The sequence below is a fragment of the Geminicoccus sp. genome (assembly GCF_035556675.1).
GTDB lineage: Bacteria > Pseudomonadota > Alphaproteobacteria > Geminicoccales > Geminicoccaceae > Geminicoccus.
This window is the reverse complement of record NZ_DATMFZ010000166.1, coordinates 38,967-63,880: the sequence shown is the minus strand read 5'-3', so window position 1 is coordinate 63,880 and position 24,914 is coordinate 38,967. Positions and strand designations below refer to the sequence as shown.

21 protein-coding genes are annotated in these 24,914 nt (G+C 69.7%); 13 read left to right on the top strand and 8 right to left on the bottom strand.

Features of this window, described 5'->3' with window-relative positions; all coding sequences use genetic code 11:
* The first annotated feature begins 237 nt into the window (after positions 1–237).
* Positions 238–1,314, top strand: coding sequence for a sn-glycerol-3-phosphate ABC transporter ATP-binding protein UgpC (locus VNS22_RS12690; RefSeq protein ID WP_325732944.1), 1,077 nt, complete (start codon positions 238–240; stop codon positions 1,312–1,314).
* A gap of 64 nt (positions 1,315–1,378) precedes the next feature.
* Here VNS22_RS12690 and VNS22_RS12685 read toward each other — a convergent pair whose 3' ends face one another.
* The 7 genes from VNS22_RS12685 to VNS22_RS12655 all read right to left on the bottom strand — a co-directional run bounded on the left by VNS22_RS12685 (position 1,379) and on the right by VNS22_RS12655 (position 8,058).
* Positions 1,379–2,077, bottom strand: a complete 699-nt coding sequence (locus VNS22_RS12685) for an aspartate/glutamate racemase family protein (protein ID WP_325732979.1) — start codon at positions 2,075–2,077, stop codon at positions 1,379–1,381.
* Positions 2,077–2,610, bottom strand: coding sequence for a GNAT family N-acetyltransferase (locus VNS22_RS12680; protein ID WP_325732942.1), 534 nt, complete (start codon positions 2,608–2,610; stop codon positions 2,077–2,079). Before VNS22_RS12680 ends, VNS22_RS12685 begins: the two co-directional genes overlap by 1 nt.
* A 5-nt stretch (positions 2,611–2,615) precedes the next feature.
* Complete coding sequence (locus VNS22_RS12675) at positions 2,616–3,980, bottom strand: formimidoylglutamate deiminase (protein WP_325732940.1); 1,365 nt, start codon at positions 3,978–3,980, stop codon at positions 2,616–2,618.
* Between the two features lie 73 nt (positions 3,981–4,053).
* Entirely contained in the window at positions 4,054–5,877 is a 1,824-nt protein-coding gene (gene glmS, locus VNS22_RS12670) for a glutamine--fructose-6-phosphate transaminase (isomerizing) (protein ID WP_325732938.1), read from the bottom strand.
* Positions 5,878–6,015: 138 nt separating this feature from the next.
* Positions 6,016–7,029: a betaine--homocysteine S-methyltransferase gene (bmt, locus tag VNS22_RS12665; RefSeq protein WP_325732936.1), complete on the bottom strand. Its 1,014-nt coding sequence runs from the start codon at positions 7,027–7,029 to the stop codon at positions 6,016–6,018.
* A gap of 58 nt (positions 7,030–7,087) precedes the next feature.
* Complete coding sequence (locus VNS22_RS12660; protein WP_325732934.1) at positions 7,088–7,330, bottom strand: DUF1289 domain-containing protein; 243 nt, start codon at positions 7,328–7,330, stop codon at positions 7,088–7,090.
* Positions 7,331–7,440: 110 nt separating this feature from the next.
* Complete coding sequence (locus VNS22_RS12655; protein ID WP_325732932.1) at positions 7,441–8,058, bottom strand: glutathione S-transferase family protein; 618 nt, start codon at positions 8,056–8,058, stop codon at positions 7,441–7,443.
* A gap of 189 nt (positions 8,059–8,247) precedes the next feature.
* On the opposite strand from VNS22_RS12655, the gene VNS22_RS12650 reads away from it, so the two are divergent.
* From VNS22_RS12650 to VNS22_RS12640, 3 genes are read left to right on the top strand one after another with little or no spacing between them, the layout of a single operon-like run.
* Positions 8,248–9,621 carry an ActS/PrrB/RegB family redox-sensitive histidine kinase gene (locus VNS22_RS12650; RefSeq protein ID WP_325732929.1) on the top strand — a complete coding sequence of 458 codons (1,374 nt, stop codon included), beginning with the start codon at positions 8,248–8,250 and terminating at the stop codon, positions 9,619–9,621.
* A 41-nt stretch (positions 9,622–9,662) separates the two neighbouring features.
* Entirely contained in the window at positions 9,663–10,211 is a 549-nt protein-coding gene (locus VNS22_RS12645) for an ActR/PrrA/RegA family redox response regulator transcription factor (protein ID WP_223861683.1), read from the top strand.
* A 19-nt stretch (positions 10,212–10,230) separates the two neighbouring features.
* Positions 10,231–10,851, top strand: coding sequence for a response regulator (locus VNS22_RS12640; RefSeq protein ID WP_325732926.1), 621 nt, complete (start codon positions 10,231–10,233; stop codon positions 10,849–10,851).
* Between the two features lie 479 nt (positions 10,852–11,330).
* Here VNS22_RS12640 and VNS22_RS12635 read toward each other — a convergent pair whose 3' ends face one another.
* Positions 11,331–11,936, bottom strand: a complete 606-nt coding sequence (locus VNS22_RS12635; RefSeq protein WP_325732925.1) for a ribbon-helix-helix domain-containing protein — start codon at positions 11,934–11,936, stop codon at positions 11,331–11,333.
* Between the two features lie 205 nt (positions 11,937–12,141).
* Between VNS22_RS12635 and VNS22_RS12630 the strand changes: the two genes are divergently transcribed.
* From VNS22_RS12630 to VNS22_RS12590, 9 genes are all read left to right on the top strand, one after another.
* Complete coding sequence (locus VNS22_RS12630; RefSeq protein ID WP_325732923.1) at positions 12,142–14,865, top strand: type I secretion C-terminal target domain-containing protein; 2,724 nt, start codon at positions 12,142–12,144, stop codon at positions 14,863–14,865.
* Positions 14,866–15,032: 167 nt separating this feature from the next.
* Positions 15,033–15,977, top strand: coding sequence for a malate dehydrogenase (gene mdh / locus VNS22_RS12625; protein WP_325732921.1), 945 nt, complete (start codon positions 15,033–15,035; stop codon positions 15,975–15,977).
* A gap of 10 nt (positions 15,978–15,987) precedes the next feature.
* Positions 15,988–17,157, top strand: coding sequence for an ADP-forming succinate--CoA ligase subunit beta (sucC, locus tag VNS22_RS12620; protein ID WP_325732919.1), 1,170 nt, complete (start codon positions 15,988–15,990; stop codon positions 17,155–17,157).
* Positions 17,157–18,038 (top strand): succinate--CoA ligase subunit alpha, encoded by an 882-nt coding sequence (gene sucD / locus VNS22_RS12615; protein ID WP_325732917.1) that lies wholly within the window; start codon positions 17,157–17,159, stop codon positions 18,036–18,038. Before sucC ends, sucD begins: the two co-directional genes overlap by 1 nt.
* Before the next feature lie 86 nt (positions 18,039–18,124).
* Entirely contained in the window at positions 18,125–20,977 is a 2,853-nt protein-coding gene (locus tag VNS22_RS12610) for a 2-oxoglutarate dehydrogenase E1 component (protein ID WP_325732915.1), read from the top strand.
* A gap of 90 nt (positions 20,978–21,067) precedes the next feature.
* A complete protein-coding gene (odhB, locus tag VNS22_RS12605; protein ID WP_325732913.1) occupies positions 21,068–22,330 on the top strand; it encodes a 2-oxoglutarate dehydrogenase complex dihydrolipoyllysine-residue succinyltransferase in 1,263 nt (420 codons plus the stop codon).
* 143 nt (positions 22,331–22,473) lie between these two features.
* On the top strand, positions 22,474–23,880 hold the full coding sequence (gene lpdA, locus VNS22_RS12600) for a dihydrolipoyl dehydrogenase (protein ID WP_325732912.1): 1,407 nt from the start codon (positions 22,474–22,476) through the stop codon (positions 23,878–23,880).
* 36 nt (positions 23,881–23,916) lie between these two features.
* Positions 23,917–24,390 carry a hypothetical protein gene (locus tag VNS22_RS12595; RefSeq protein WP_325732911.1) on the top strand — a complete coding sequence of 158 codons (474 nt, stop codon included), beginning with the start codon at positions 23,917–23,919 and terminating at the stop codon, positions 24,388–24,390.
* Positions 24,390–24,881: a hypothetical protein gene (locus VNS22_RS12590; RefSeq protein ID WP_325732909.1), complete on the top strand. Its 492-nt coding sequence runs from the start codon at positions 24,390–24,392 to the stop codon at positions 24,879–24,881. The genes VNS22_RS12595 and VNS22_RS12590 overlap by 1 nt, the downstream gene beginning before the upstream one ends.
* The last annotated feature ends 33 nt before the right edge of the window (positions 24,882–24,914 follow it).

Here is a 24,914-nt window from a genome sequence, read left to right as displayed (position 1 = left end):
GATCGCTTGTTGATATAGTCAAGGGCCGGAGGGTTCATCCCTCCGGCCCTTGGCCGTTCTGGCCTCCGGCCCTTGGCCATTCTGGAAGACCTTGCCGCTTGCCACCGCCGCCCTGCCCCGGCAAAGGTGGCATCGGGCGATGCCCTTCCGGGGAGGCTCCGGGAGCCAGAACAACCCTTCGCGCCGGCATCCATGCGTTCGGCGTCGCCCTGGCGTGCCGGCAAGAGGAAGCGATCGATGGCTTCGGTAACGGTCAACAAGGTCGACAAGTATTACGGCTCGGTGCAGGTCCTGCACGGCGTCGACGTCAACATCGCCGATGGCGAGTTCGTGGTCCTGGTCGGCCCATCGGGCTGCGGCAAGTCCACGCTGCTGCGGATGATCGCGGGGCTGGAGGAGATCAGCAAGGGCGAGATCTCGATCGGCGGGCGCGTGGTCAACGACGTGGCGCCGAAGGACCGGGACATCGCCATGGTGTTCCAGAACTACGCGCTCTACCCGCACATGACCGTGAAGGAGAACATGGCGTTCTCCCTGAAGCTGGCGAAGGCACCCAAGAACGTCATCGACGAGCGGGTCAGCAAGGCCGCCGGCATCCTGGGCCTGGGCCAGCTCCTCGACCGCTACCCGCGCCAGCTCTCCGGCGGCCAGCGCCAGCGCGTCGCCATGGGCCGCGCCATCGTCCGCGACCCGCAGGTCTTCCTGTTCGACGAGCCGCTCTCGAACCTGGACGCCAAGCTGCGCGTGCAGATGCGCACCGAGATCAAGGAACTGCACCAGCGGCTCAAGACCACCGCGATCTACGTGACCCACGACCAGATCGAGGCCATGACCATGGCCGACCGGATCGTGGTCATGCAGGGCGGCAACGTCGAGCAGATCGGCGCGCCGCTGGAGCTCTACGACCGGCCGAACAACCTGTTCGTCGCGGGCTTCATCGGCTCGCCATCCATGAACTTCATCGACGGCACGCTGCGCAAGAACGGCTCCGCCGGCGACGTGGTGACCAAGGACGGCACGCATCTGCCGGTGCCGGACCGCCTGGGCGGCCAGGACGGGCTCGAGGTCGTCTACGGCGTGCGCCCGGAGCATCTCTACATCAGCCAGGACGGCCAGGGCATCCCAGCCAAGGTCGTGGTGGTGGAGCCGACCGGTGCGGAGACCATGGTCGTCATGCACATGGCCGGCCAGGAGGTGCAGGCGATCTTCCGCGAGCGCCATCGCTTCGAGCCCGGCCAGGACATCATGCTGACCCCGGACGTCGAGCACCTGCATCTGTTCGACAAGCGCACCGGCAAGCGCCTGAACGCCTGAGCCGCCGGGTTCGCCCTATGGAAAGGCCGCCAGCCGCAAGGCCGGCGGCCTTTTTCGTTCCCGCTCAGCCGCCGTCCAGCGCCAGCGCCACCGCAGCCTCCGCATGGAGCCCCGTCGTGTCGAACACCGGGCAGTCCAGGTCGGCCTGGCCGATCAGCAGGCAGATCTCGGTGCAGCCCAGGATCACGCTGTCGGCACCGGCCGCCCGCAACCGGCCGATGATCTCCAGATAGGCCGCCTTGGATTCTGGACGGACGATGCCCTGACACAGTTCGTCATAGATGATCCGGTGCACACGCTGCCGGTCCGCCGCATCCGGCACCCGCACGTCCAGCCCGAACCGCTCCTCCAGGCGTCCCCGGTAGAAATCCTGCTCCATCGTGTAGGCAGTGGCGAGCAGAGCCGGCCGCCGGCAGCCGGCCTGACGGATCGCCTGGCCGGTCGCATCGGCGATGTGCACCAGCGGCAGCCCGCTCGCCGCTGCGACCGCGTCCGCCATCTTGTGCATGGTGTTGCTGGCGATCAGCAGCAGTTCGGCACCACCGGCTGCGAGCTTCTCCCCAGCCTCGCACATGGCCCGGGTGGCCCCTTCCCAGTCGCCGTCCGCCTGCATCGCCTCGATCTCGGCGAAGTCGAACGACCAGAGCAGCAGCCTGGCCGAGGCGAGGCCACCGCGCCTCGTCCGCACCGCCTCGTTCAGGAGCCGGTAGTAGACGGCGCTGCTTTCCCAGGACAGGCCCCCGATCACGCCGATCGTCCGCATCAACGGCCACTCCTCCTGCGCCAGACCACCAACTGCTCGCCCTCGGCGAGCGCGTGCCGGCCATCCGCCACGAAACCCAGCCGGGCCAGGATCCGGGCGGGTGCCCGATGGTCGGGATCGGTGAAGGCCACCAGCTCGTCAAGGCCCAGGCGCCGCTCGCCATGGTCGATCACCGCCTGGGCGGCCTCCCGGGCAAAGCCCTGCCCACGCGCCATCAGGTCGATGCGGAAGCTGAGCTCGACCTCCTGCCGGTCCTGGCCGCGCGGCAGCAGGGCGACCTCGCCCACCGGCAGTTCGCCCCGGCCGGCCCGGAAGATCCGCCACATCCCGTAGCCGCGCGCCGAGGGCTCGGCCGCACCCGGGCGCAGCACCAGGCGCTCGGTGATGAGGGTGGGCAGGCCGCTGCCCAGCGGCAGTTCCGGGGCACCCTCGCAGGATGGCTCACGATCCGTGCCGCAGAACGAACACTGCCCCCGACCATGCACCCACACCACCGGCGCCGGCGCGCTGCAGAACGGACAGCGTTCGGCCAACCCGATCACGGCGCCAGCCCGCGCACAGCTCGGCGGTAGGCGCTGGCCGCGCTGTCATGCTCGCGGTGCCGCCCGTCCCGCACCTGCCAGCGCCCGCCGACCATCACATGGCGCACCATGTTCCTGCCCGGCGCCAGCACGAGGCTGTCCAGGAGCCCGTCGCCGGCCCGCTCGACCAGCCGCGGATGGTCGGCATCGAGCACCACGAGATCGGCCCGGGCACCGGGCTCGATCCGCCCGATCGGCCGGCCCAGCGCCTGACGCCCGCCCGCCAGGACCGCGGTGAGCAGGCGCGCGCCGGTATGCGGCTGCTCCGGCGAGGCCGCCACCGTCCGGCGCAGGACCTGGGTGCGCTGGCCGTGCTCCAGCCAGCGCAGTTCCTCGAACGGATCGATCACCACCTGGCTGTCCGTGCCGATCGCCAAGCTGCCCCCGGCGGCCAGCCAGTCCGCCAGGCGGAACAGCCCGTCGCCGAGATTGCCCTCGGTGCTGGGGCACAGGCCGGCCACGGCCCCCATCGCCGCCAGCGCCGCCAGCTCGCCGTCCGCCAGATGGGTGGCATGGATCAGCGTCCAGCCGGGATCGGGCCGGACCAGTTCCAGCAGGCGCTCGCCCGGTCGCCGCCCGGTCGCCTCCAGGCATTCGCGCACCTCGCGGACCTGCTCGGCCAGATGCAGGTGGACCGGCCCGTCCGGCACCAGTGCCCGCCAGGCCCCCACCGCATCGGCCAGCACGTCCGGCGGCACCGCGCGCAGCGAATGGGGGGCGATCCCCAGCCCCTCGTCCGCCCGGCCGGCGGTTTCCGCGCGCAGCCGCTCCACCAGGCGCAGGTACCCGTCCAGGTCGTGGAGGAAGCGACGCTGTCCGGCCTCGGCAGGCTGACCGAAGCCGCCCGTCACATAGAGCGAGGGCAGCATGGTGATGCCGATGCCGGCACGGCGCGCGGCATCCAGATGAGCCAGTGCCAGTTCGGCCGGGTCGGCATGCGGCTGCCCGTCCGGCTGGTGGTGGAGATAGTGGAACTCGCCCACCGCGGTGTAGCCCGCTTCCAGCATCTCGACATAGAGCTGGGTGGCGACCGCCCGGACGATGTCGGGCGTCATCCGGCCGGCAAAGGCGTACATGACCGCCCGCCAAGTCCAGAAGCTGGCCTCCCCCTCCGGCAGGCGCTCGGCGAGCCCCGCCATCGCGCGCTGGAAGGCATGGCTGTGCACGTTGGGGATGCCCGGCAGCAGCAGGCCTGCCCGCTCGGCACCGGCCGGCATGGGTCGACCGGGCGACACGGCCGCGATCGACCCGTCCGTCCCGACCTCGACCAGGACGTTCTCCGCCCAGCCCTGCGGCAGGAGGGCCCGATCGGCATGGATCAATGCGCACCTCCCCTGCCGGCACCGGTTACGTGCCAGCTAGGGGTAGTGCGTCAGGGCCGCGGTTGGAAGCGGTTCACTCGACGGTGACTGACTTTGCGAGGTTGCGCGGCTGGTCGACGTCGGTGCCCTTGGCCACGGCGGTGTGGTAGGCCAGCAGCTGCACCGGGATCGAGTAGAGGATCGGCGCCACGAACGGGTCGCAGGCCGGCATGGCGATGCTGTGCCAGGCATATTCGCCGAGCCGGGCGCAGCCGTCCTCGTCCGAGATCAGGATGATCTTGCCGCCGCGCGCCTTGACCTCCTGGAGGTTGCTCGCGGTCTTCTCGAACAGCTCGTCCGGCGGGGCCACCACGATCACCGGCACGTTCTCGTCGATCAGCGCGATCGGCCCGTGCTTGAGCTCGCCCGCGGCATAGCCCTCGGCATGGATGTAGCTGATCTCCTTCAGCTTCAGCGCCCCTTCCAGCGCGATCGGGTACATCGCACCCCGGCCGATATAGAGCACGTCGCGCGCGGCCATGATCTCGCCGGCGATCTGCTGGATCAGCTCGCTGTGCTCCAGGACCGGGACCAGCTTGGCCGGGATCTCGTCCAGGGCCGTGACCAGCGCCGCCTCGCGCTCGGCCGAGAGCCGGCCGCGGGCGCGCGCGGCACCGACCGCCAGGCAGGCCAGGGTGGCGAGCTGGGTGGTGAACGCCTTGGTCGAGGCGACCCCGATCTCGGGTCCTGCCAGCGTGCGCAGCGCGCCATCGGCCTCGCGCGCGATCGAGCTCTCCGGCACGTTGACCACCGCCAGGGTCGGCCGGCCCTGGCTCTTGACATAGCGCAGTGCCGCCAGCGTGTCGGCGGTCTCGCCGGACTGGGAGATGAACATCGCCGCCTGGTCGGGGCTGAGCGGCGGCTCGCGGTAGCGGAACTCGGACGCGATGTCCCAGTCGACCGCGATGCCGGCGAACTTCTCAAACCAGTGCCGGGCGACCAGGCCGGCATAGGAGGCGGTGCCGCAGGCCACGATCGAGAGCCGGCCGAGCGTGGCCAGGTCGAAGGGCAGGTCGGGTAGCGCCACCTTATGGGTCTTGGGGTCGGCGAAGGAGCGCAGCGTGTCGCCGATCACGGCCGGCTGCTCGTGGATCTCCTTCTCCATGAAGTGGCGATGGTTGCCCTTGCCGATCATGGCACCGGAGAAGGCGGTCTGCCGGATCGGCCGCTCGACCACCTGGCCCGATTCGTCGTGCACGATCGCACCGGTGCGGGTCAGCACCGCCCAGTCGCCCTCCTCCAGATACTGGATCTGGTCGGTGAGCGGCGCCAGAGCCAGCGCATCCGAGCCGATGAACATCTCGCCCTGGCCATAGCCGATCGCCAGCGGGCTGCCGCGCCTGGCCGCGATCAGCAGGTCCGGGTGGCCCTCGAACAGGATCGCCAGCGCGAACGCCCCGTGCAGCCGCGCCAGCACCCGGGAGGCGGCCTCGCTCGGGCTCAACCCCTGCGCCATCTGCTCGGCGATCAGGTGCGGCACGACCTCGGTATCGGTCTGGGTCTCGAAGCGGCGGCCACGGCCGGCCAGCTCCTCGCGCAGCTCGCGGAAGTTCTCGATGATGCCGTTATGGACCACGGCGACGCCGTCGGCCTTGTGCGGATGGGCGTTGGTCTCGGTGGGCGCGCCATGGGTGGCCCAGCGGGTGTGGCCGATGCCGGTGGTGCCGTCCAGGTGGCGCGCGTCCAGCTCGCGGGCGAGGTTGTCGAGCTTGCCCTCCGCCCGGCGCCGGACGATTCGCCCGTCCACCAGCGTGGCGATGCCAGCGCTGTCGTAGCCGCGATATTCCAGCCGGCGCAGCCCTTCCAGCAGCAAGGGTGCTGCGTCCGCCTTACCGATGACGCCGACGATACCGCACATCCGCAACGACCTCTCACTGCAAGCAGGGCCGATGCCCGCCGGCCCGCAACCCGGACCATAACCCGGGCGGGTGCCAAAAATGAACCTGATCCTGCGCTGTGCGCCCTGGTTTCCGGCGATCCGGCACCAGATGATGCGTCAGCGCCGCCGTGTGCGCCGACGGGCCGGCTCCTCGGCACCATGCGCCGGTGCCGCACCCGCAAAGGAGATCGGGCCCAGCAGCGCCTCGACCTCGGCGAGCGTGGGGACCTTGGCCGGGACATGGCTGTCCAGCGCGTCGCGCATCGCCCGGATGTGCTCGGCCGTGGTGCCACAGCAGCCGCCGATGATGTGCGCGCCGGCATCGCGGGCCAGCTTCGCATAGGTCGCCATGATCTCGGGCGAGCCGGAATAGCGGATCGCCCCCTCGACATATTCCGGCACGCCGCAATTGCCCTTGGCGACGATGATGTCGTCCCCGTCGCGCACGTTGCGGAACGCCAGGACCGTGTGCAGGAGCTGGGCCGGGCCGATTCCGCAATTGGCGCCGAAGCCGATCGGCCGGACCGGCAGGACATGGGCGGCACCCAGCGCCGCTTCGGGCGTCAGTCCCATCATGGTCCGGCCGTTGGTGTCGAAGCTCATCGTGCTGACGATCGGCAGCCCGGCCCTGGCCGCGCCCTCGACCGCCGCGGCCAGTTCCTCGCGCGCCGAGATCGTCTCGATCCAGAGCACATCCGCGCCGCCCTCGGCCAGGGCCACCGCCTGCTCGGCGAACGCCTCCACCCCTTCCTCATGGGACAGCACGCCGACCGGCTGGAAGATCTCGCCGGTGGGGCCGATCGAGCCGCAGACCAGGACCTTGCGCGGTGCCGCGTCGGCGACCTCGCGGGCGATCCGGGCGGCCGCCCGGTTCAGCTCGGCCACCCGGTCCTGCGCGTTGTGCAGCTTCAGCCGGTGGCGGTTGCCGCCGAAGCTGTTGGTGAGCACGAGGTCGGAGCCGGCGTCCACGAAGTCCTGGTGGACCTTCCTGACCCGCTCGGGATGATCGAGGTTCCAGAATTCCGGGCTGTCGCCGGACATCAGCCCCTGGGCGAACAGGTTGGTGCCCATCGCGCCATCGGCGAGCAGGAAGGACTTCTCGGCGAGGAGATCGGCAAGGGGATGGGACATCGGGAACCTGACCAACGGAGAGGCCGGCACCGGGCCGGCCGGGATGGGAAGAAGACCGCTAGCCCCCGGACCGGCCGATCGCCACCCGGCCGCGGCGGCGCGGGCGCTGGTCGGCCCAGGAGGTGATGCCGCGCGCCCGGCGCCGCTCGCGCAGGAGCTGCACGATCTCGAGGCGCTGCGCGTTGCTCGCGCTGCCCCAGGCCGCGATCTCGCTCCCGGTGCGCAGGCAGCCCTCGCACAGGCCAGTATCCGGATCGAGCCGGCAGACGCCGACACAAGGCGTGGGGATCTCTGGCAGCACGCGGCAATCACCCGATTCATATAACGCTATCTTTATATGGTCGGCAAGCGCGGCAATGCCATTGCCGGGACGACGGCCGCTTGCGCGACAGCGGCAAGCGGTGCCTCCGGTCAGCTGAGCGGGATCATCACATGGGTGCGGAAGCAGGCCCGTGCCGTTAGCCGTTCGTGCCAGGCCTGCAGCGCCGGCAGGGCCGGCCGCTCGATCGGCAGGTGCAGATAGCGGTTGACGGCAGCGCCCAGCGGGATGTCGCCCATCGACAGTTCGTCCCCGGCGACGAAGGCCCGATCCTGCAGGTGGGCGTCCAGCAGGGCCATTGCCTCGTGCAGCCGGGCAGCGGCGGCCTGGAGGAGTGCTTGGTCGCGCTGCGCTTCGGGCGTGCGGATCAGGCCCAGGAACAGGGGGCTCAGGCCCGGCTGGACGATGGTCTGCTGCCAGTCCATCCACTGGTCGGCCAGCGCCCGGCGCGCGGGATCGGGGTCCCAGAGCAGCCCCTGCCCCCAGCGTGCCGCGAGATAGCGGACGATCGCGTTGCTTTCCCAGATCACCGTGCCGCGGTCCTCGATCACCGGGATCAGGCCGTTCGGGTTCTTCGTCCGGTAGGCCGCGTCCAGGCCGCCGAACGGGCCGCCCACGTCCAGCCGCTCGTGGGCCAGGCCCAGTTCCGCTACCGCCCACATCACCTTTTGGACGTTGAGCGAGTTCTTCCGCCCCCAGATCCTGATCATGGCCATCCTTCCTGCCGTACCGCCGTTGCGCCACCCTAGGCTAGGCGGCCCGGCCCGCCCAGGGTACCCCGCAGCCGGACGACACCGCGCCCTGGTGCCGCCGGAAGGCCGCGAGGAAAATATCCTCTTGCGCGATACGGGCCGCGCGGGTTCGTGCTCGGGTGGGTTGCAAGGACGGATGGCATGCGCATGGGCAAGCGGATGGCCGGGGCTGCGATCGAGGATGGACGCGCCGGCGGGATGCTGCACCGCGCCGGCGCGTTTCTGCAGGGCGTGCTGGGCCTGGCCGAACCGGCCGACATGCAGGGGCGGATCCGGCTGCACACCCTGTCGCTCACCCGCTGGGTGGCGGTGGTGGGTCAGCTGTTCACCGTCCTGTTCATCCACTACTCGCTGGGCATCCCGCTGCCGCTCGAGTGGCTGGCGCCCGCGATCGTTCTCTCGGCGCTGATCAACCTGGCGCTGATGGTGACGCTGCGCGCGGCGACCCGGCTGCCCGAGCGCTCGGCGCTCTGGCTGTTCGCCTACGACATCGTGCAGCTGGGCTACCTGCTGGCGCTGACCGGCGGACTGCGCAACCCGTTCGCGGCCCTGCTCACCGTGCCGCTGATGCTGGGAGCGGCCACGCTGGGCCTGGGCTCCACCGTGCTGCTCAGCCTGCTCGCGGTGGCGACCATCACCTTCCTGGCGCTGGTGCCGAGCCCGCTGCCCTGGTTCGACGGCGGCCTGCCGCTGCCCGGCCTCTACGTGGCGGCGGTGTGGGCAGCGCTCAGCATGGCCGCGATCCTGATTGCCGCCTATGCCTGGCGGGTAGCGGAAGAGACCCGGCGGATGACGGACGCGCTGGGTGCGGCGCAGATGGCGCTGGCCCGCGAGCAGGAGATGTCGGCGCTGGGCGCGCTGGCGACCGCGGCGGCGCACGAACTGGGCTCGCCGCTGGCCACCATCCTGATCACCGCCAAGGAGATGCTGAACGAGCTGGAGGAGGACGATCCCCTGTGCGCGGAAGCGCAGGTGCTGCTCGACCAGGCGCTGCGCTGCCGGACGATCCTGGCGGGGATCGGGCGCCGGCGTGACCATGACGAGCACGCCCCGTTCGTACGCGCCCCCCTTTCCAGCGTCCTGCGCGAGATCGCCGAGCTCTATACGCGACCATTGGTCACCCTGGAGGTGACCAGCCGGATCGCGGACGGGCAAGAAGAGCCTACCTTGATGCCCACCCCGGAGTTCCGCCACGCACTCGGCAACATCCTGAACAACGGGCTCGAATTCGCGCGCAGCAAGGTGCAAGTCGTCGTCGAGAAGGACAGCCGCGAGGTTCGGGTGGTGATCAGAGACGATGGGCCGGGCTTTGCCCCGGAAGTCCTGGCGTGGCTGGGCGAGCCCTATCTTTCTACCCGGAGGGACAATGGCGGGCTGGGGCTGGGCGTGTTCATCGCCACCACGCTTCTTGCACGCACTGGCGCCGCCTTGCATGTTGAGAACGCAAACGATGGGGCAGTGGTCACGCTACGCTGGTCGAGCGAGGCCTGGCGACGCTCCTTCGGGGAGAACTTGGGATGATGGATCGGCCGAGCGGCGGCCTACGGGTGGCGTCATCCGGGATGGTGGAGATGGAATCGGGCGAGGAACCGGCCCTGCTCCTGGTCGACGACGACGCGCCCCTGCGGCGGTCGCTGCAGCGCGCCCTGGAGCGGCGCGGGTTCCGGGTGTTTCCGGGCGAGAGCTACAAGGAAGGCCTGAACCTCATCCACTCGCTCAAGCTCCAGTATGCGGTGATCGATCTCCGCCTGGAGGACGGCAGCGGCATCGATCTCGTTCGCCGTCTGCGCGAGATTCATCCCAAGGCCCGGGTGGTGATCCTGACCGGCTACGGCAACATCGCGACCGCGGTGGCAGCGGTGAAGGCCGGGGCGATCGACTATCTGGCCAAGCCGGTCGACGCGGACGAAGTGATCGCCGCCCTGCTGGCGACCGGCGCCGCCCTGCCGCCGCCGCCGCAGAACCCGATGTCGGCGGACCGGGTCCGCTGGGAACATATTCAGAGGGTGTTCGAGCAGTGCAACCGCAATGTCTCGGAAACCGCGCGCCGGCTGAACATGCATCGCCGCACCCTGCAGCGCATCCTGAACAAGAGGGCGCCCAAGGAGTGACCTTGATCCGACCGCAACCATGTCCCGCCTGCGCGCCAGCGGCGGGGCGCGCCTCGAGAGGCCGCTGACCATGCTGGGCGACACGAGCGAGCGGATCCGCAGCGAGCACGACCCCAAGCCCTTGCTCCTGGTCGAGGACGACGCGCCCTTGCGCCGCAACCTGGTCCGCGCCCTGGAGAAGGCCGGCTTCCTGGTCTCGGCGGTCGGCACGCTGCGCGAGGCGCACGAGCAGGCGGCCGACCACCCGCCCGAGTTCGCCGTGCTCGACCTGAACCTGAGCGACGGCCACGGCATGGAGCTGGTGCACACGCTGCTGGAGCTGCGCCCGGGCGCGCGGGTGGTGATCCTGACCGGCTATGACAGCATCGCCAGCTCGCTGGTGGCGCTCAAGGCCGGTGCGGTCGACTATCTGGCCAAGCCCGCCAGCGCCGACCAGATCATCGCGGCCCTGCTCGGCAACGATGTCGGCCGGCTCGGCGACAGCACGGAGATCCCGATGTCGGCCGACCGGGTGCGCTGGGAGCACATCCAGCGGGTGTTCGAGCAGTGCGGCCGCAACGTCTCGGAGACCGCCCGCCGGCTGGAGATGCACCGCCGCACGCTCCAGCGGATCCTGAGCAAGCGCGCGCCCAAGAGTTGAACCGCCGGTCGCGGCCCGCGCGCCAGCCGACGCCCATGCCGTCCGGCCAAGGCAATGGATCGCCGGATGCTGATTTCTGCCTGATTGCAGGTCGGCCGCAGATCGCCGTCCGCTGATCGTCGCTCCCCGACCAGCCGTACGGTTCTGCGGCCCCCGGAAGACGGTTCTGCGGCCCCTCGTGCCCGTCTTTGGCGGGGCATCGCGGTTCGGCAACCCAGACCAGCCGATCGGGCCCGCCGCCCCGGATCGGCCAGGGCCGCCTCGAGCGGTTCCGCCCACGCCTTCAGCCGCACCGCGCTATGTACCCGGATCGGCAGGTACCGGCTGGCAGCGGCCAACGCTCGGCCAGTACCGGACATCCCGTCCGCTGGACGTCCGGCGCCAATTCCGGTGATCCGCCCGGATTCGCAGCGCCCGCCGACCGGCCCACACCACCTCTTGGCCATGCCTGACGGTCATTCCGGCCAGGCCCGGCAGAGTCAGTTGCGGCCGGACAGGGTCTCGAACAGCACGATCGAGCCGCGCGGCTGGCCCTCGCCCAGAGGCGAGAGGGCGACCGCCAGGGCCTGTGCGGTACGGACCCGGCCCGGGCTGACATAGGTGGCGCTGAAGCTGCCGCGCTGGCTCACCCCCGTGGACAGCTGGGCCCACATCTCCTTCAGGTTCGGCGCACGCAGGATCATGACGTTGTCGAGGCGCTGACCGATCGTGGCCTTGGGGTCCAGGTTCAGCCAGGTGACCAGGGCACGGTTGACCTGACGGATCTGCCGCTCGGCGTTGAGGATCACGGTCGGCAGCGGGCAGGTCTCCATGACCTTGAGCAGGTCCTGGTTGTTGCCGGCCACCATCAGCCGGTCCAGGTCCCGGTGCAGCGCCTGGGTGCGCAGCTGGGCATGGACCAGCGAGAAGGTGCGCAGCGTCGAAGCCAGGTTGGTGCGCTCGGGGGCGGCATTGGCCACCTCGTTGACCAGCGCCGAGAGACGGATGCGCCGCTGGGCGGACACGTCCTTGAGATACGCCCAGAAATCGGGCTCCAGCTTGATCGAGGTACGCACTTGGCCGATGCGCATGGTCTTGCGGATCATCGCAGTCTGTGCAGGGGTAGCGGACGGAACAGACATACTATGGTACTCGCGCGGCTATTTGAATGCGGTTGAGGGCGATATAGCGGCCAGATAGGTTAGCCTTCGGTTAAGCGGTTTCAGGAAAAATCGTGCCGGTCCCGCCCACGGGGCGGTAGGGCTTGGCCTGTGGCCCGGCCGGCACGGCCGAACAGGGTGGGGATAGCGGGTGACAGATCTGCAGCGTGACGCGGACGGCGTCGCCGGCGTCGATGATGTCGGCCGGGCCGGGCCGGACTCCGCCGACGACGGCATCGATACCGGCACGCTGTTCGCCCAAGCCGATCCCGGCACGACGGATGATCCCGGCCCGGTCGGCGATGCCGGTGCTGTCGCCGGGGCGGGCGGCGAGGTGCCGGCCGACGCCGCGCGCACCGGTGCCGCGGCCGAGGCGGCCGCCGCCGAGGATGCCCCGGCCATGACCGAGGCGGTGGATCAGGAGAGCGCGAGCGCTCCTCCCTCCGACCCGGCCGCGCCGGGCGCCGATCCGGCCGCGCCCGGTTCGCAGCCCCCGTCCTCCGGCGCCGATGCCGCCGCGGTCGCGGCCGCCGCGGTCGGCGGCGAGGTGATCACCGTGCCGGTGCCGCAGCCCGGCGAGCGCAGCACCTTCCTGGTCCAGGCCGGCCAGCGCTACGCGCTTCCCGACGAAGGCTTCGACCCGCAGACCGCCACCTATGCCCCGGACGGGCAGGACCTGGTGATCACGCTGGCCGATGGCGGCGTGCTCGTGCTGGTCGACTTCTTCGCGCCGCGGGGCGAAGGCGAGGCGGCGCCGGCCATCTCGGTGCTCCACGGCCCGTTCGTCGCCGCCGACACCCTGCTGGCGAGTTCCCAGCAGCTCGCCAACATCGAGCCGGCAGCCGGCGAGGACGGCGGCCCGCAGGCCACCGGGCCGGCCGATGCCGGCGGCGGGATCTATACCTTCTACGGCCCGGAGGGCATCGGGCCCGGTGCCGAGGCCACGGGTCCGCTCGGTCCGACCGCGCTGACGTTCGGCTTTCGCGAGATCGAGCCGCGGGGTGCGCTGACCGGTGTGGCGGCCTCGGATCCGGTCTCGCCACCGCCGCCACCGCCGGCACCGCCGCCACCCTCGCCGCCTCCGCCGTCCCCGCCGGTCTCACCGCCGCCACCGCCCTCGCCACCGCCCCCTGCGTCACCGCCGCCACCGCCACCGCCGGTAGAGGAGAATCAGGCGCCGACCCTGTCGGTGCGGCCTCTGCTGATCGGCCGGATCGGCGAACTCTCCGACGGTATCAAGCTGTCGACGGGCGACGCGCTGGGCGAGTTCCGGGAAGGGCAGGCGTTCGACTTCGCCGACTATCTCGGCATCGACCCGGCGAACCTCACGCTGGACGTGGACCGCACGGTCACCATCGTCTTCAAGGACGAGGTGTCCCAGTTCCAAAACAGCCTGGGCGTCTACTTCATCGGCACCGACGGCAGCTTCCAGGACGTCCGCGTCGCCTTCCCGCAGGTCAACAGCGACGTCTTCGACCCGGACCAGCCCAAGCTGCAGGACGGCAAGGGCCCGCTGACCCCTGGCCAGTCGAGCTTCGCGCTGGGCACCGTGCCGGCCGGCACCCAGATCGGCTTCTTCCTGGTGCAGAAGGGCTTCACCCTCAATCCCGACCTGTTCGAGAGCGGCCGGCTGGAGTTCCGTAATCCGGTCACCGGGCAGGCCGCCAAGATCGGCGACGGCCAGCCGCCCGTGCTGGTGCACATCGCCGAGAACGGCACCGAGACGGTCGTCCAGGGCCTCGTGTTCCACACCGCCGACGCGGACCCGACCACCCCTGAGAACCTGCTGAACCCGTTCGGACGGACCCAGGTCGTGTCCGGCCTGACCGGCGACGAGGGTGATCTGACCATCAGCTTCGAGGACCAGACCCCGGCCAACCGCGGCGCGGACTTCGACTTCAACGACAACACCTTCCAGGTGCATTTCGGCCCGACCTACCGGGAGAGCGCATCGGGTACCGATGTCGGCAACGAGGCGAGTATCGTCGACGACAGTGCCATGGCCAGCGGTGCCCGGGTGCGCATCGAGACCGGCCAGCGGGGCGGCGACCGGCTCGGCATCGCCGAGGGTGCGGATGCCAACCAGGACGGGGTGATCGACGGGACCTCGATCAGCTACGTGCAGGATGGCAGCAACCAGATCCGCTTCATCGGCATGGACAGCTTCGAGAACTACCATCTGGCGCTGAACGCGGTGCGCTACGTCAACACCAGCGGCACGGTGGGCGCGGGGACCCGGGAGTTCTCGTTCACCGTGACCGACGAGGAGGGCCTGACCAGCCAACCGGCGGTCATGCAGGTCGTGCTGGAGAACACCCTGACCCGTGGCACCGACGGCGCCGACGTGCTGAACGGGACGAACCAGGACGACCTGATCAGCGGGCGCGGCGGCGACGACCGGCTCTTCGGCGGGGCCGGCAACGACGTGCTGGACGGTGGCCAGGGCAACGACCTCATCGCCGGTGGTGCCGGCGACGACCTCCTGAACGGCGGGCCAGGCCAGGATGCGCTGTATGGCGGGGCCGGCGCCGACCTGTTCCGGATCGGCAGCCTGACCGAGCGGCTCGACACGATCCACGACTTCAACGCCGGGGAAGGTGACCGGCTGCTGCTGAGCGACCTCCTGCAGGGCAGCGGCTACAATCCCGCCCAGGCCGGCAAGTGGCTGCAGTTCCAGACGGCCGACCTGGACGGCATCGGTGGCAAGAACGACGTGCAGGTCCGGGTCGACCTGGACGGCGACGGTGGTGCCCGCAGCTCCACCGCGATCTTCCGCCTGCTCAACCCGGTCGGCATCGTGGAGCAGATCGAGACCGGCACGCTCGACATCGACCAGATCGTGGTGACGCGCCGGCCGGACACGGCAGTCGGCTAGCGGCCGCGCCGGCCCGGCGCGGTGCCTGATCGCCGCCGGGCCGGGCTTTTCGGGAACGACTTGTCACGCTGCACGGCGAGGTGCGGATTGCCGCGTCCGTCACGCCGGCCTAGAAGGGCGCCGGCTTCCGGCCGACGGACAGAGTGCAACGAGGGAAGAGTTCCGGAATGGCGCGCAAGAAGATCGCACTCATCGGTGCGGGGCAGATCGGCGGCACGCTCGCCCTGCTCGCCGCGCAGAAGGAGTTGGGCGACGTCGTCCTGTTCGACATCGCCGAGGGCGTGCCGGCCGGCAAGGCGCTGGACCTGGCGCAGAGCGGCCCCGTCGAGGGCTATAATGCGGCTCTGTCCGGCAGCAACGACTATGCGGCGATCGCCGGCTCCGACGTGGTGATCGTCACCGCCGGGATCCCGCGCAAGCCCGGCATGAGCCGCGACGACCTGATCGCCATCAATGCCGGCGTGATCAAGCAGGTCGGCGAAGCGATCAAGACCCACTGCCCGAACGCCTTCGTGATCGTCATCACCAATCCGCTCGATGCGATGGTCTGGGTGATGCAGAAGGTTACCGGCCTGGCTCCCCAGAAGGTGGTGGGCATGGCCGGCGTCCTGGACAGCGCGCGCTTTCGCCACTTCCTGGCCGAGGAGTTCAAGGTCTCGCCCGAGGACGTCACCGCCTTCGTGCTGGGCGGCCACGGCGACACCATGGTCCCGCTGGTCCGCTATTCCACCGTGGGCGGCATCCCGCTGCCCGACTTGGTCAAGCTCGGCTGGACCACCCAGGAGAAGCTCGACGCGATCGTCCAGCGGACCCGCGACGGCGGTGCCGAGATCGTGGGCCTGCTCAAGACCGGCTCCGCCTTCTATGCCCCGGCCGCCTCGGCCATCCAGATGGCGGAGAGCTATCTGAAGGACCAGCGCCGCCTCCTGCCCTGTGCCGCGCACCTGACGGGCGAGTACGGCGTGAACGATCTCTATGTCGGCGTGCCGGTCATCATCGGCGCCAATGGCGTCGAGAAGGTCGTCGAGATCGAGCTGGACGCCGGGGAGAAGGCGCAGTTCGACAAGAGCGTGGACGCGGTGAAGAAGCTCTGCGCGGCCGTCAAGCTCTGAAGGACGAGCGATGAACATCCACGAATACCAGGCCAAGCAGCTCCTGGCCGAGTACGGCGTGACCGTGCTGAAGGGCAAGGTCGCCTACACCGCCACCGAGGCGGAGAGTGCTGCGCGCGAACTGGGCGGCCCGGTCTGGGTCGTCAAGGCGCAGATCCATGCCGGTGGCCGCGGCAAGGGCGGCGGCGTCAAGCTCGCCAAGTCGGTCGAGGAGGTGAAGCAGCTCGCCAAGGACATGCTCGGCATGACCCTGGTGACCCACCAGACCGGCCCGGCCGGCCGGGTGGTCAAGCGCGTCTATATCGAGGACGGCTGCCGGATCGCCCGCGAGCTCTACCTGAGCGCGGTGGTGGACCGCGCCACCTCGCGCGTGGTGATCATGGCCTCCACCGAAGGCGGCGTGGAGATCGAGGAGGTCGCCGAGCATTCGCCGGAGAAGATCCTGAAGGTCGCGATCGACCCGGCCACCGGCTTCCAGCCCTTCCACGGCCGGCAGATCGCCTTCGGCCTGGGCCTGAAGGGCAAGGAAGTGTCCAAGGCGGTGGCCTTCATGCGCGGCATCTACGACTGCATGGTCCAGAAGGACGCGAGCCAGGTCGAGATCAACCCGCTGGTGGTGACCGAGGGCGGCGATCTCGTGGCGCTCGACGCCAAGATGAACTTCGACAGCAACGCGCTCTACCGCCAGGCCAAGGTGGTCGAGCTGCGCGACCTGGACGAGGAGGACCCGCAGGAGATCGAGGCCTCCAAGCACGAGCTGAACTACATCAAGCTCGACGGCAACATCGCCTGCATGGTCAACGGCGCCGGCCTGGCCATGGCGACCATGGACATCATCAAGCTGTTCGGCGGCGAGCCGGCCAACTTCCTGGACGTGGGCGGCGGGGCCACCAAGGAGCGGGTGACCGCGGCCTTCAAGCTGCTGCTCTCCGATCCCAACGTGGAAGGCGTGCTGGTCAACATCTTCGGCGGGATCATGCGCTGCGACGTGATCGCCGAGGGCGTGGTCGCCGCGGCGCGGGAGGTGAATCTCACCGTGCCGCTGGTGGTGCGCCTCGAGGGCACCAATGTCGAGCTCGGCAAGAAGATCCTCGCCGAATCGGGCCTGCCCATCACCCCTGCCGACGATCTGGCCGACGCCGCGCAGAAGATCGTCAACGCCGTGCGGAGCACCCACTGATGCCGGTCCTGGTCGATTCCAACACCAAGGTGATCTGTCAGGGCTTCACCGGCGCGCAGGGCACCTTCCATTCCGAGCAGGCGATCGCCTACGGCACGCAGATGGTCGGCGGCGTCACCCCCGGTAAGGGCGGCGAGACCCATCTGGGCCTGCCGGTGTTCGACACGGTGCGCGAAGCCCGGGAGAAGACCGGCTGCGACGCCTCGGTGATCTACGTCCCCGCCCCGTTCGCGGCGGACGCGATCCTGGAGGCGATCGACGCCGAGGTGCCGCTGGTGGTGTGCATCACCGAGGGCATCCCGGTGATGGACATGGTCAAGGTCAAGCGGGCGCTGGCCGGCTCCGCCTCGCGCCTGATCGGCCCGAACTGCCCGGGCGTGATCACGCCTGGCCAGTGCAAGATCGGCATCATGCCCGGCCACATCCACATGCCGGGCAAGATCGGTATTGTTTCCCGCTCCGGCACCCTCACCTATGAGGCGGTGGCCCAGACGACCGCTGCCGGGCTCGGCCAGACCAGCTGCGTCGGCATTGGCGGCGATCCGGTCAAGGGCACCGAGTTCATCGACGTCCTGGAGATGTTCATCCAGGACGATGCGACCGAGGGCGTCATCATGATCGGCGAGATCGGCGGCAGTGCCGAGGAGGATGCGGCCGAGTACTGGAAGCAGTCCGGCTGCACCAAGCCGATCGTCGGCTTCATCGCCGGGCGGACCGCACCGCCCGGCCGGCGGATGGGCCATGCCGGCGCCATCATCTCCGGTGGCAAGGGCGATGCCGAGAGCAAGCTCGCGGCGATGCGTGCCGCCGGGATCACGATCGCCGACCATCCGGCAGCACTCGGCCAGGCCATGCTCGCTGCGATGGGCGGCAAGGCCTAAACGGCTTGTCAACCTCTGGACGGTAGGAACAGGAACGGGCAGGAGGCGGAAGCGGCCGCTTCCTGCGGTTTCCCGGGGAACGGAAGATGGCGAAGCGTCAGGAACTCGAGCAGACCTCGTTCCTGTATGGCGGGAACGGGTCGTTCATCGAGGAGCTGTACGGGCGGTATCTGACCGATCCGACCTCGATCGATCCGTCCTGGCGCAGCTATTTCGACGATCTGGGTGCCGAGACCTCGGCTCTCTACCGGCAGGCCAAGGCCGCGCTGGCGCCGCGGGCCGTGGCGCCCCGGACCTATGGCGTGCCGGCCAACCTCGACCATCCGTCCCTGGACGATCCCGCCACCCGGGCGCTGATCCACGATCATCTGCGCGTGATCATGCTGATCCGCGCCTACCGGGTGCGCGGCCATCTCCAGGCCGATCTCGACCCGCTGGGGCTCAGCCGCCGGGCCCAGCATGCCGAGCTCGACCCCAAGACCTACGGCTTCACCGAGGCCGATCTCGACCGCACCTTCTTCCTGGGCATGGTGCTGGGCCGCGAGCAGGCGACCCTGCGCGAGATCCTGGAGATCCTGCGCCGCACCTACGCCGGCAAGATCGGCATCGAGTTCCTCCATATCCAGGACCCCGAGCAGAAGGCCTGGATCCAGGAGCGGATCGAGGCACCCGGCGGCATCCTGGACGGCTCGCCGGTCGACCGGCGCGAGCTCCTGGAGCAGCTCACCGTCGCCGAGGGCTTCGAGCAGTTCCTCCACGTCAAGTTCCCGGGCACCAAGCGCTTCGGCCTGGACGGCGGCGAGGCGACCATCCCGGCGCTCGAGGCGATCATCCGCACCTCCGCCCAGCTCGGCGTGGAGGAGATCGTGCTGGGCATGCCGCATCGCGGCCGGCTCAACGTGCTCGCCAACGTGATGGGCAAGCCCTACACGGCGATCTTCTCCGAGTTCCAGGGCCAGCCGGCGATCGACGAGGTGCTGGGCTCGGGCGACGTCAAGTACCATCTGGGCACCTCCACCGACCGTTTGTTCGAGGAAGGCAGGTCGGTGCACCTGTCGCTCACCCCGAACCCGTCGCACCTGGAGGCGGTCGATCCGGTGGTGATCGGCAAGGTGCGCGCCAAGCAGCGGCTGATCGGCGATACCGAGCGCTCGCGGGTCATGGGCATCCTGATGCATGGCGACGCCGCGTTCGCCGGCCAGGGCGTGGTCCATGAATGCCTGGAGATGTCCGAGCTCAAGGGCTTCCGCACCGGCGGCACCATCCACCTGATCATCAACAACCAGATCGGCTTCACCACCAGCCCGGCCTATGCCCGGACCTCGCCCTATCCCTCGGACGTGGCGCGCGGCATCCAGGCGCCGATCTTCCACGTCAACGGCGACGACCCGGTGGCGGTCTGCCAGGTGGCGCATCTGGCCGCGGAATTCCGGCAGAAGTTCAAGAAGGACGTGGTGATCGACCTGTGGTGCTACCGGCGCCACGGCCACAACGAGGGCGACGAGCCGGCCTTCACCCAGCCGCTGATGTACCGCAGCATCGCCACCCACCCGACCACCAGGCAGATCTTCGCCCGACAGCTCGAGGAGGAGCAGGTCGTCGCCGCCGACGAGGCGCAGGCGATCCTGGAGACCTTCCAAAAGCAGCTGGAAGGGGCGCACGAGGCGGCCAGGACCTACAAGTCCAACAAGGCCGACTGGCTGGAAGGGGCCTGGAAAGGGCTGCGCAAGGCACCGGAAGCCTATGAGCGCGGCAAGACCGGCGTACCGGTGGACCGCCTGCGCGATCTCGGCCTGCGCTTCACCGGCCTGCCCGAGACGCTCAACGTGCATCCCCGCCTGAACCGGGTGATCGGTGCCAGGCGCAAGGCGATCGAGAGCGGCCACGGCATCGACTGGGCGACGGCGGAGCATCTGGCCTTCGCCTCGCTGCTGGTCGAGGGCTTCCCGGTGCGGCTGTCCGGCCAGGACGTCGGCCGCGGCACGTTCAGCCAGCGCCACGCCGCGATCTACGACCAGACCAGCGAGGAACGCTATGTGCCGCTGGACAATCTCCAGCCGGACCAGGCGCGGTTCGAGGTGGTCGACAGCTTCCTGTCCGAGGAAGGCGTGCTCGGCTTCGAGTATGGCTACTCGCTGTCCGACCCGAACTGCCTGACCTTGTGGGAGGCGCAGTTCGGCGACTTCGCCAACGGTGCTCAGGTCTATTTCGACCAGTTCATCGCGTCCGCGGAAAGCAAGTGGCTGCGCATGTCCGGCCTGGTCGTGATGCTACCGCACGGCATGGAGGGCCAGGGGCCCGAGCACAGCTCGGCGCGCCTGGAGCGCTTCCTGCAGCTGTTCGCCGAGGACAACATGCAGGTGGTCAACGTGACCACGCCGGCCAACCATTTCCACGTGCTGCGCCGCCAGCTCTGCCGCGACTTCCGCAAGCCGCTCGTGCTGATGGGGCCGAAGTCGCTGCTGCGCCACAAGCGCTGCGTCAGCACGCTGGAGGACATGGGCCAGAACACGACCTTCCACCGGGTCATGTACGACCGTCCGCCCTCCGAGGTCGACCAGGCGGTCGAGCGCGTGGTCCTGTGCTCGGGCAAGGTGTACTACGACCTGGAAGCGCAGCGTGAGGAGCTGGGCCTGACCGACAAGGTGGCCCTGGTCCGCCTGGAGCAGCTGGCGCCCTTCCCGGAAGATGCGGTGCTGCGCGAGCTCAGCCGCTATCCGACCAGCGCCAAGTTCGTCTGGTGCCAGGAGGAATCGCGCAACATGGGTGCCTGGTTCTTCGTGATGCCCAGGATCGAGAACCTGATGGAAAGCCTGGGCGTGCCGCAGCGGCGCCTGGCCTATGCCGGCCGCAAGCCGTCCGCCTCGCCGGCGACCGGCTCCTTGTCGCAGCACGAGCGCGAGCAGAAGGCTCTGGTGTCCGAAGCGCTGCTCGGCTGAGGTGTCGCGGACGGCGCGGATGATGCCCGCGGGTTTTGGGCGCGCAGGCCCGGCCCGCGATGTGGGTTGGTGGGGACGAGAGGGAATGCGATGAGCGTCGAGATCCGGGTGCCGAAGCTCGGCGAATCCGTGAGTGAGGCCACGGTCGCGAAGTGGCTGAAGAAGGTCGGCGACAGCGTGGCGGTGGACGAGCCGCTGGTCGAGCTGGAGACCGACAAGGTCAACCTCGAGGTCCCCTCCCCGGTAGCCGGCGTCATTGCCGAGATCAGCGCTGCCGAGGGAACCGACGTCGCGGTCGATGCGGTGCTGGGCTCGATCCACGAGGGAGCGTCCGCCGGCAATGGCCAGGCGGCAGCGCCGGTGATCGAGGCCAAGCAGCCGGCACCGCAGGAGGGTGCGGCCGGCGGGATCGCCAAGCCGGCGACGCCGGTGGAAAGCCCGGCGGCCCATGAAGCGGGCGGAGGTGCGGACCAGGCTGGCCCGGCCGCCCGCAAGCTCGCCGGCGAGGCGGGCATCGACCTCGCCAGCGTGCCCGGCACCGGCCCCAAGGGCAACGTCACCAAGGCCGACGTGCAGAAGGCGGCGGCTGCACCGGCCCCTGCCGCTCAGGCGCCCGCTCCCCAGGCGCCCGCCGCACCGGTGCAGCGTTCCGCGCGCGAGGAGCGGGTCCGCATGACCCGGCTGCGCAAGCGGATCGCCGAGCGCCTGAAGGAGGCGCAGAACACCGCCGCCATGCTCACGACCTTCAACGAGGTCGACATGAGCGCGGTCATGGCGCTGCGCTCGAAATACCAGGAGGCCTTCCAGAAGAAGCACGGCATCAAGCTCGGCTTCATGTCGTTCTTCGTGAAGGCGGTGATCGACGCGCTGAAGGTCTACCCCTCGGTCAACGCCGAGATCGACGGCGATGAGGTCGTCTACAAGCACTATTACGATATCGGCGTGGCGGTCTCGACCGAGCAGGGCCTGGTGGTGCCGGTGCTGCGTGATGCCGACGCCGCCTCGCTGGCCGACATCGAGAAGAAGATCGCCGACCTCGGCAAGCGCGCCCGCGACGGCAAGCTCAGCATGGAAGAGCTGAACGGCGGCACCTTCACGATCACCAATGGCGGCATCTTCGGCTCGCTGATGAGCACGCCGATCCTGAACCCGCCGCAGGTGGGCATCCTGGGCATGCACAAGATCCAGGAGCGGCCCATGGTCCTGCCGGGCGGCCGGATCGAGGCCCGGCCGATGATGTACACGGCACTCAGCTATGATCACCGGATCATCGACGGCCGCGAGGCGGTGAGCTTCCTGGTCCGGGTCAAGGAGACCATCGAGGATCCGCAGCGTCTGCTGATCGAGGCGTGAGCCGGCAGGGGCCGCGGCCGGCCCTGCCGCCACCGGCGGCGGGGCAGCGTGCCGCGGCCCGGCAACGGGTGCCAGAACCCATCCAACGTGCAGTGTAATCGGGCCGGCCCCTTCGCTTTCTCTGGGGCTGCGGGAGGGACAGGATGAGCGAGCCGTACGACGTCGTGGTGGTGGGCGGCGGGCCCGGCGGCTATGTCGGCGCGATCAAGGCGGCCCAGCTCGGCATGAAGGTCGCCTGCGTGGAAAAGCGCGGCCGGCTGGGCGGCACCTGCCTGAACATCGGCTGCATCCCCTCCAAGGCGCTCCTGCATACCTCGCATCTCTACGAGGAGGCGCGCTCCCATTTCGAGAAGATCGGCATCCGCGCCAAGGGCGTCGACCTCGACCTCGGCGCCATGCTCGACAACAAGGACGACGTGGTCGACGGCCTGACCAAGGGCATCGAGGGCCTCTTCAAGAAGAACAAGGTCGACTACATCCAGGGCAATGCCCGCCTCACCGGCGCCAACGCCATGGAGGTGGCGCTGAACGCCGGCGGCAGCCAGCAGGTCGCGGCCAAGAACATCATCCTGGCCACCGGCTCCGACGTCATGCCGTTGCCGGGTGTCACCATCGACGAGGAGCGGATCGTCTCCTCCACGGGTGCCCTCGACCTGGACAAGGTGCCCGAGCACCTGGTGGTGATCGGCGGCGGCTATATCGGCCTGGAGCTGGGCACGGTCTGGCGGCGCCTGGGCGCCAAGGTGACCGTGGTCGAGTTCCTGGACCGGATCACCCCCGGCATGGACGGCGAGGTGAGCAAGACCTTCCAGCGCCTGCTCACCCGGCAGGGCATGACCTTCAAGCTCGGCACCAAGGTGACGGGCGTCGACAGCTCGGGCGACCTGCTCAAGGTCCAGGTCGAGCCGGCCAAGGGCGGGGAGCCCGAGGTGATCGAGTGCGACGTGGTGCTCGTCTCGATCGGCCGGCGCCCCTACACGGAGGGGCTGGGCCTGGACGCTGCCGGCGTGGCGCTGGACGAGCGCCAGCGCATCGCCACCCGCGACGATTTCGGCACCAACGTGCCCGGCATCTATGCGATCGGCGACGTGATCCGCGGGCCGATGCTGGCGCACAAGGCCGAGGAGGAAGGGGTCGCGGTCGCCGAGATCCTGGCCGGGCAGAAGCCGCACATCGACTACAACCTGATCCCCGGCGTCGTGTACACCGACCCCGAGGTGGCAGCGCTCGGCCAGACCGAGGAGCAGCTCAAGGCCACCGGCGTCGAGTACAAGGTCGGCAAGTTCTCGATGATGGCCAACTCGCGCGGCCGCGCCGTCGGCAAGACCGACGGCTTCGTCAAGCTCCTGACCGAGGCCGGCACCGACAAGATCCTGGGCTGCCACATGATCGCGGCCGATGCCGGCACCATGATCAACGAGGTGACGGTCGCCATGGAGTTCGGCGCCAGTGCGGAGGACCTGGCCCGCACCAGCCACCCGCACCCGACCCTGGAAGAGGCGATCAAGGAGGCGGCCCTCGCCGCGTTTGCCAAGCCGATCCACATGTGACAATCCCGTTCACCGACTGTTGCCGGGAGAATCGGGTTGCGTATCCTGATCCTGATCGTCTGCCTGCTCCTGGTCCCGCCGGCCCTGGCGGCACCGAGCCCGGTAGGCATCTGGCGCCTGGACGAGGCGTCGCTCGACCAGACCCTCGACCGGCTGATCGAGGCCATGCTGCAGGCGGTGCCTGCGGACCAGCGGGACGCGGCCCGTGCCAGCATGGTCGGGCAGCGCGACGCCATGCGCGACGAGATGTCCTCCAGCCTCGCCGCCACCTTCGAGTTCCGCCCGGATGGCAAGGTGGTCATCACCGATCCCGAGGAGGACGGACCCGATCAGGGCACGTGGCGGATGGAGGGCGACCGGCTGATCGTGGTGGACGATGATCCGGACACGCCCGACCTGACCGGCGAGGTGCAGGAGGACCGCATCGCCCTGGACTTCCAGGTCGACCGCAACGATCCGGCCCAGGCCCCGTTCGCCGACATGACCTTCGTGCTGGTGCCGGCCCGGTGATGTCCGGCCGGCGCCGCCGCCTGCCCGTCCACGCCCTGCTCCTGGCGCTATGTATCGGGCTCGCGGCCCCGGCCCGCGCCGAGGCTTCGCTGCTGGGCACCTGGGTACTGGACGAGGTGGCGCTGCGCTCGGATGTGGATGCGGTGATGGCCGAGCGATTCCAGAACCTGCCGGCCGACGCCAGGGCCCAGGCCGAGCAGGCGATGCGCGCGGAGGTCGACCGGATCGTCCAGACCGCCGCCGGGACGATCCAGTTCCGGGCCGATGGCACCGCGACCTCGGTCAGCGCCGCCGGCCTCAGCGAATGGGTCTGGACCTCTAACGACGGGGTGGTCCGCCTGGAGAAGAAGGAGGCGCTGGTCAGCGACGTGCCGCTGCTCGGCACGATCGTGGACAATGCGCTCTACCTGGAACCGGACGTGGCCGGCGAGCCGGGCCTGCCGCTGCCGCTCAAGCGCGCACCCAGCGCCCCGGGCGACGGCCGCGGCTGAACGCGCTGCCGTCTCACGCCAGCCCGTTCCCCT

Bases quoted from the DNA above. Each gene is read 5' to 3' on its own strand.
- VNS22_RS12690 (WP_325732944.1), top strand. From the start codon at position 238: ATGGCTTCGGTAACGGTCAACAAGGTCGACAAGTATTACGGCTCGGTG.
- sucC (WP_325732919.1), top strand. From the start codon at position 15,988: ATGAACATCCACGAATACCAGGCCAAGCAGCTCCTGGCCGAGTACGGC.
- mdh (WP_325732921.1), top strand. From the start codon at position 15,033: ATGGCGCGCAAGAAGATCGCACTCATCGGTGCGGGGCAGATCGGCGGC.
- VNS22_RS12685 (WP_325732979.1), bottom strand. From the start codon at position 2,077: ATGCGGACGATCGGCGTGATCGGGGGCCTGTCCTGGGAAAGCAGCGCC.
- lpdA (WP_325732912.1), top strand. From the start codon at position 22,474: ATGAGCGAGCCGTACGACGTCGTGGTGGTGGGCGGCGGGCCCGGCGGC.
- VNS22_RS12640 (WP_325732926.1), top strand. From the start codon at position 10,231: ATGTCCCGCCTGCGCGCCAGCGGCGGGGCGCGCCTCGAGAGGCCGCTG.
- sucD (WP_325732917.1), top strand. From the start codon at position 17,157: ATGCCGGTCCTGGTCGATTCCAACACCAAGGTGATCTGTCAGGGCTTC.
- VNS22_RS12650 (WP_325732929.1), top strand. From the start codon at position 8,248: ATGGGCAAGCGGATGGCCGGGGCTGCGATCGAGGATGGACGCGCCGGC.
- glmS (WP_325732938.1), bottom strand. From the start codon at position 5,877: ATGTGCGGTATCGTCGGCGTCATCGGTAAGGCGGACGCAGCACCCTTG.
- odhB (WP_325732913.1), top strand. From the start codon at position 21,068: ATGAGCGTCGAGATCCGGGTGCCGAAGCTCGGCGAATCCGTGAGTGAG.
- bmt (WP_325732936.1), bottom strand. From the start codon at position 7,029: ATGTCCCATCCCCTTGCCGATCTCCTCGCCGAGAAGTCCTTCCTGCTC.
- VNS22_RS12645 (WP_223861683.1), top strand. From the start codon at position 9,663: ATGGTGGAGATGGAATCGGGCGAGGAACCGGCCCTGCTCCTGGTCGAC.
- VNS22_RS12655 (WP_325732932.1), bottom strand. From the start codon at position 8,058: ATGATCAGGATCTGGGGGCGGAAGAACTCGCTCAACGTCCAAAAGGTG.
- VNS22_RS12635 (WP_325732925.1), bottom strand. From the start codon at position 11,936: ATGATCCGCAAGACCATGCGCATCGGCCAAGTGCGTACCTCGATCAAG.
- VNS22_RS12590 (WP_325732909.1), top strand. From the start codon at position 24,390: ATGTCCGGCCGGCGCCGCCGCCTGCCCGTCCACGCCCTGCTCCTGGCG.
- VNS22_RS12610 (WP_325732915.1), top strand. From the start codon at position 18,125: ATGGCGAAGCGTCAGGAACTCGAGCAGACCTCGTTCCTGTATGGCGGG.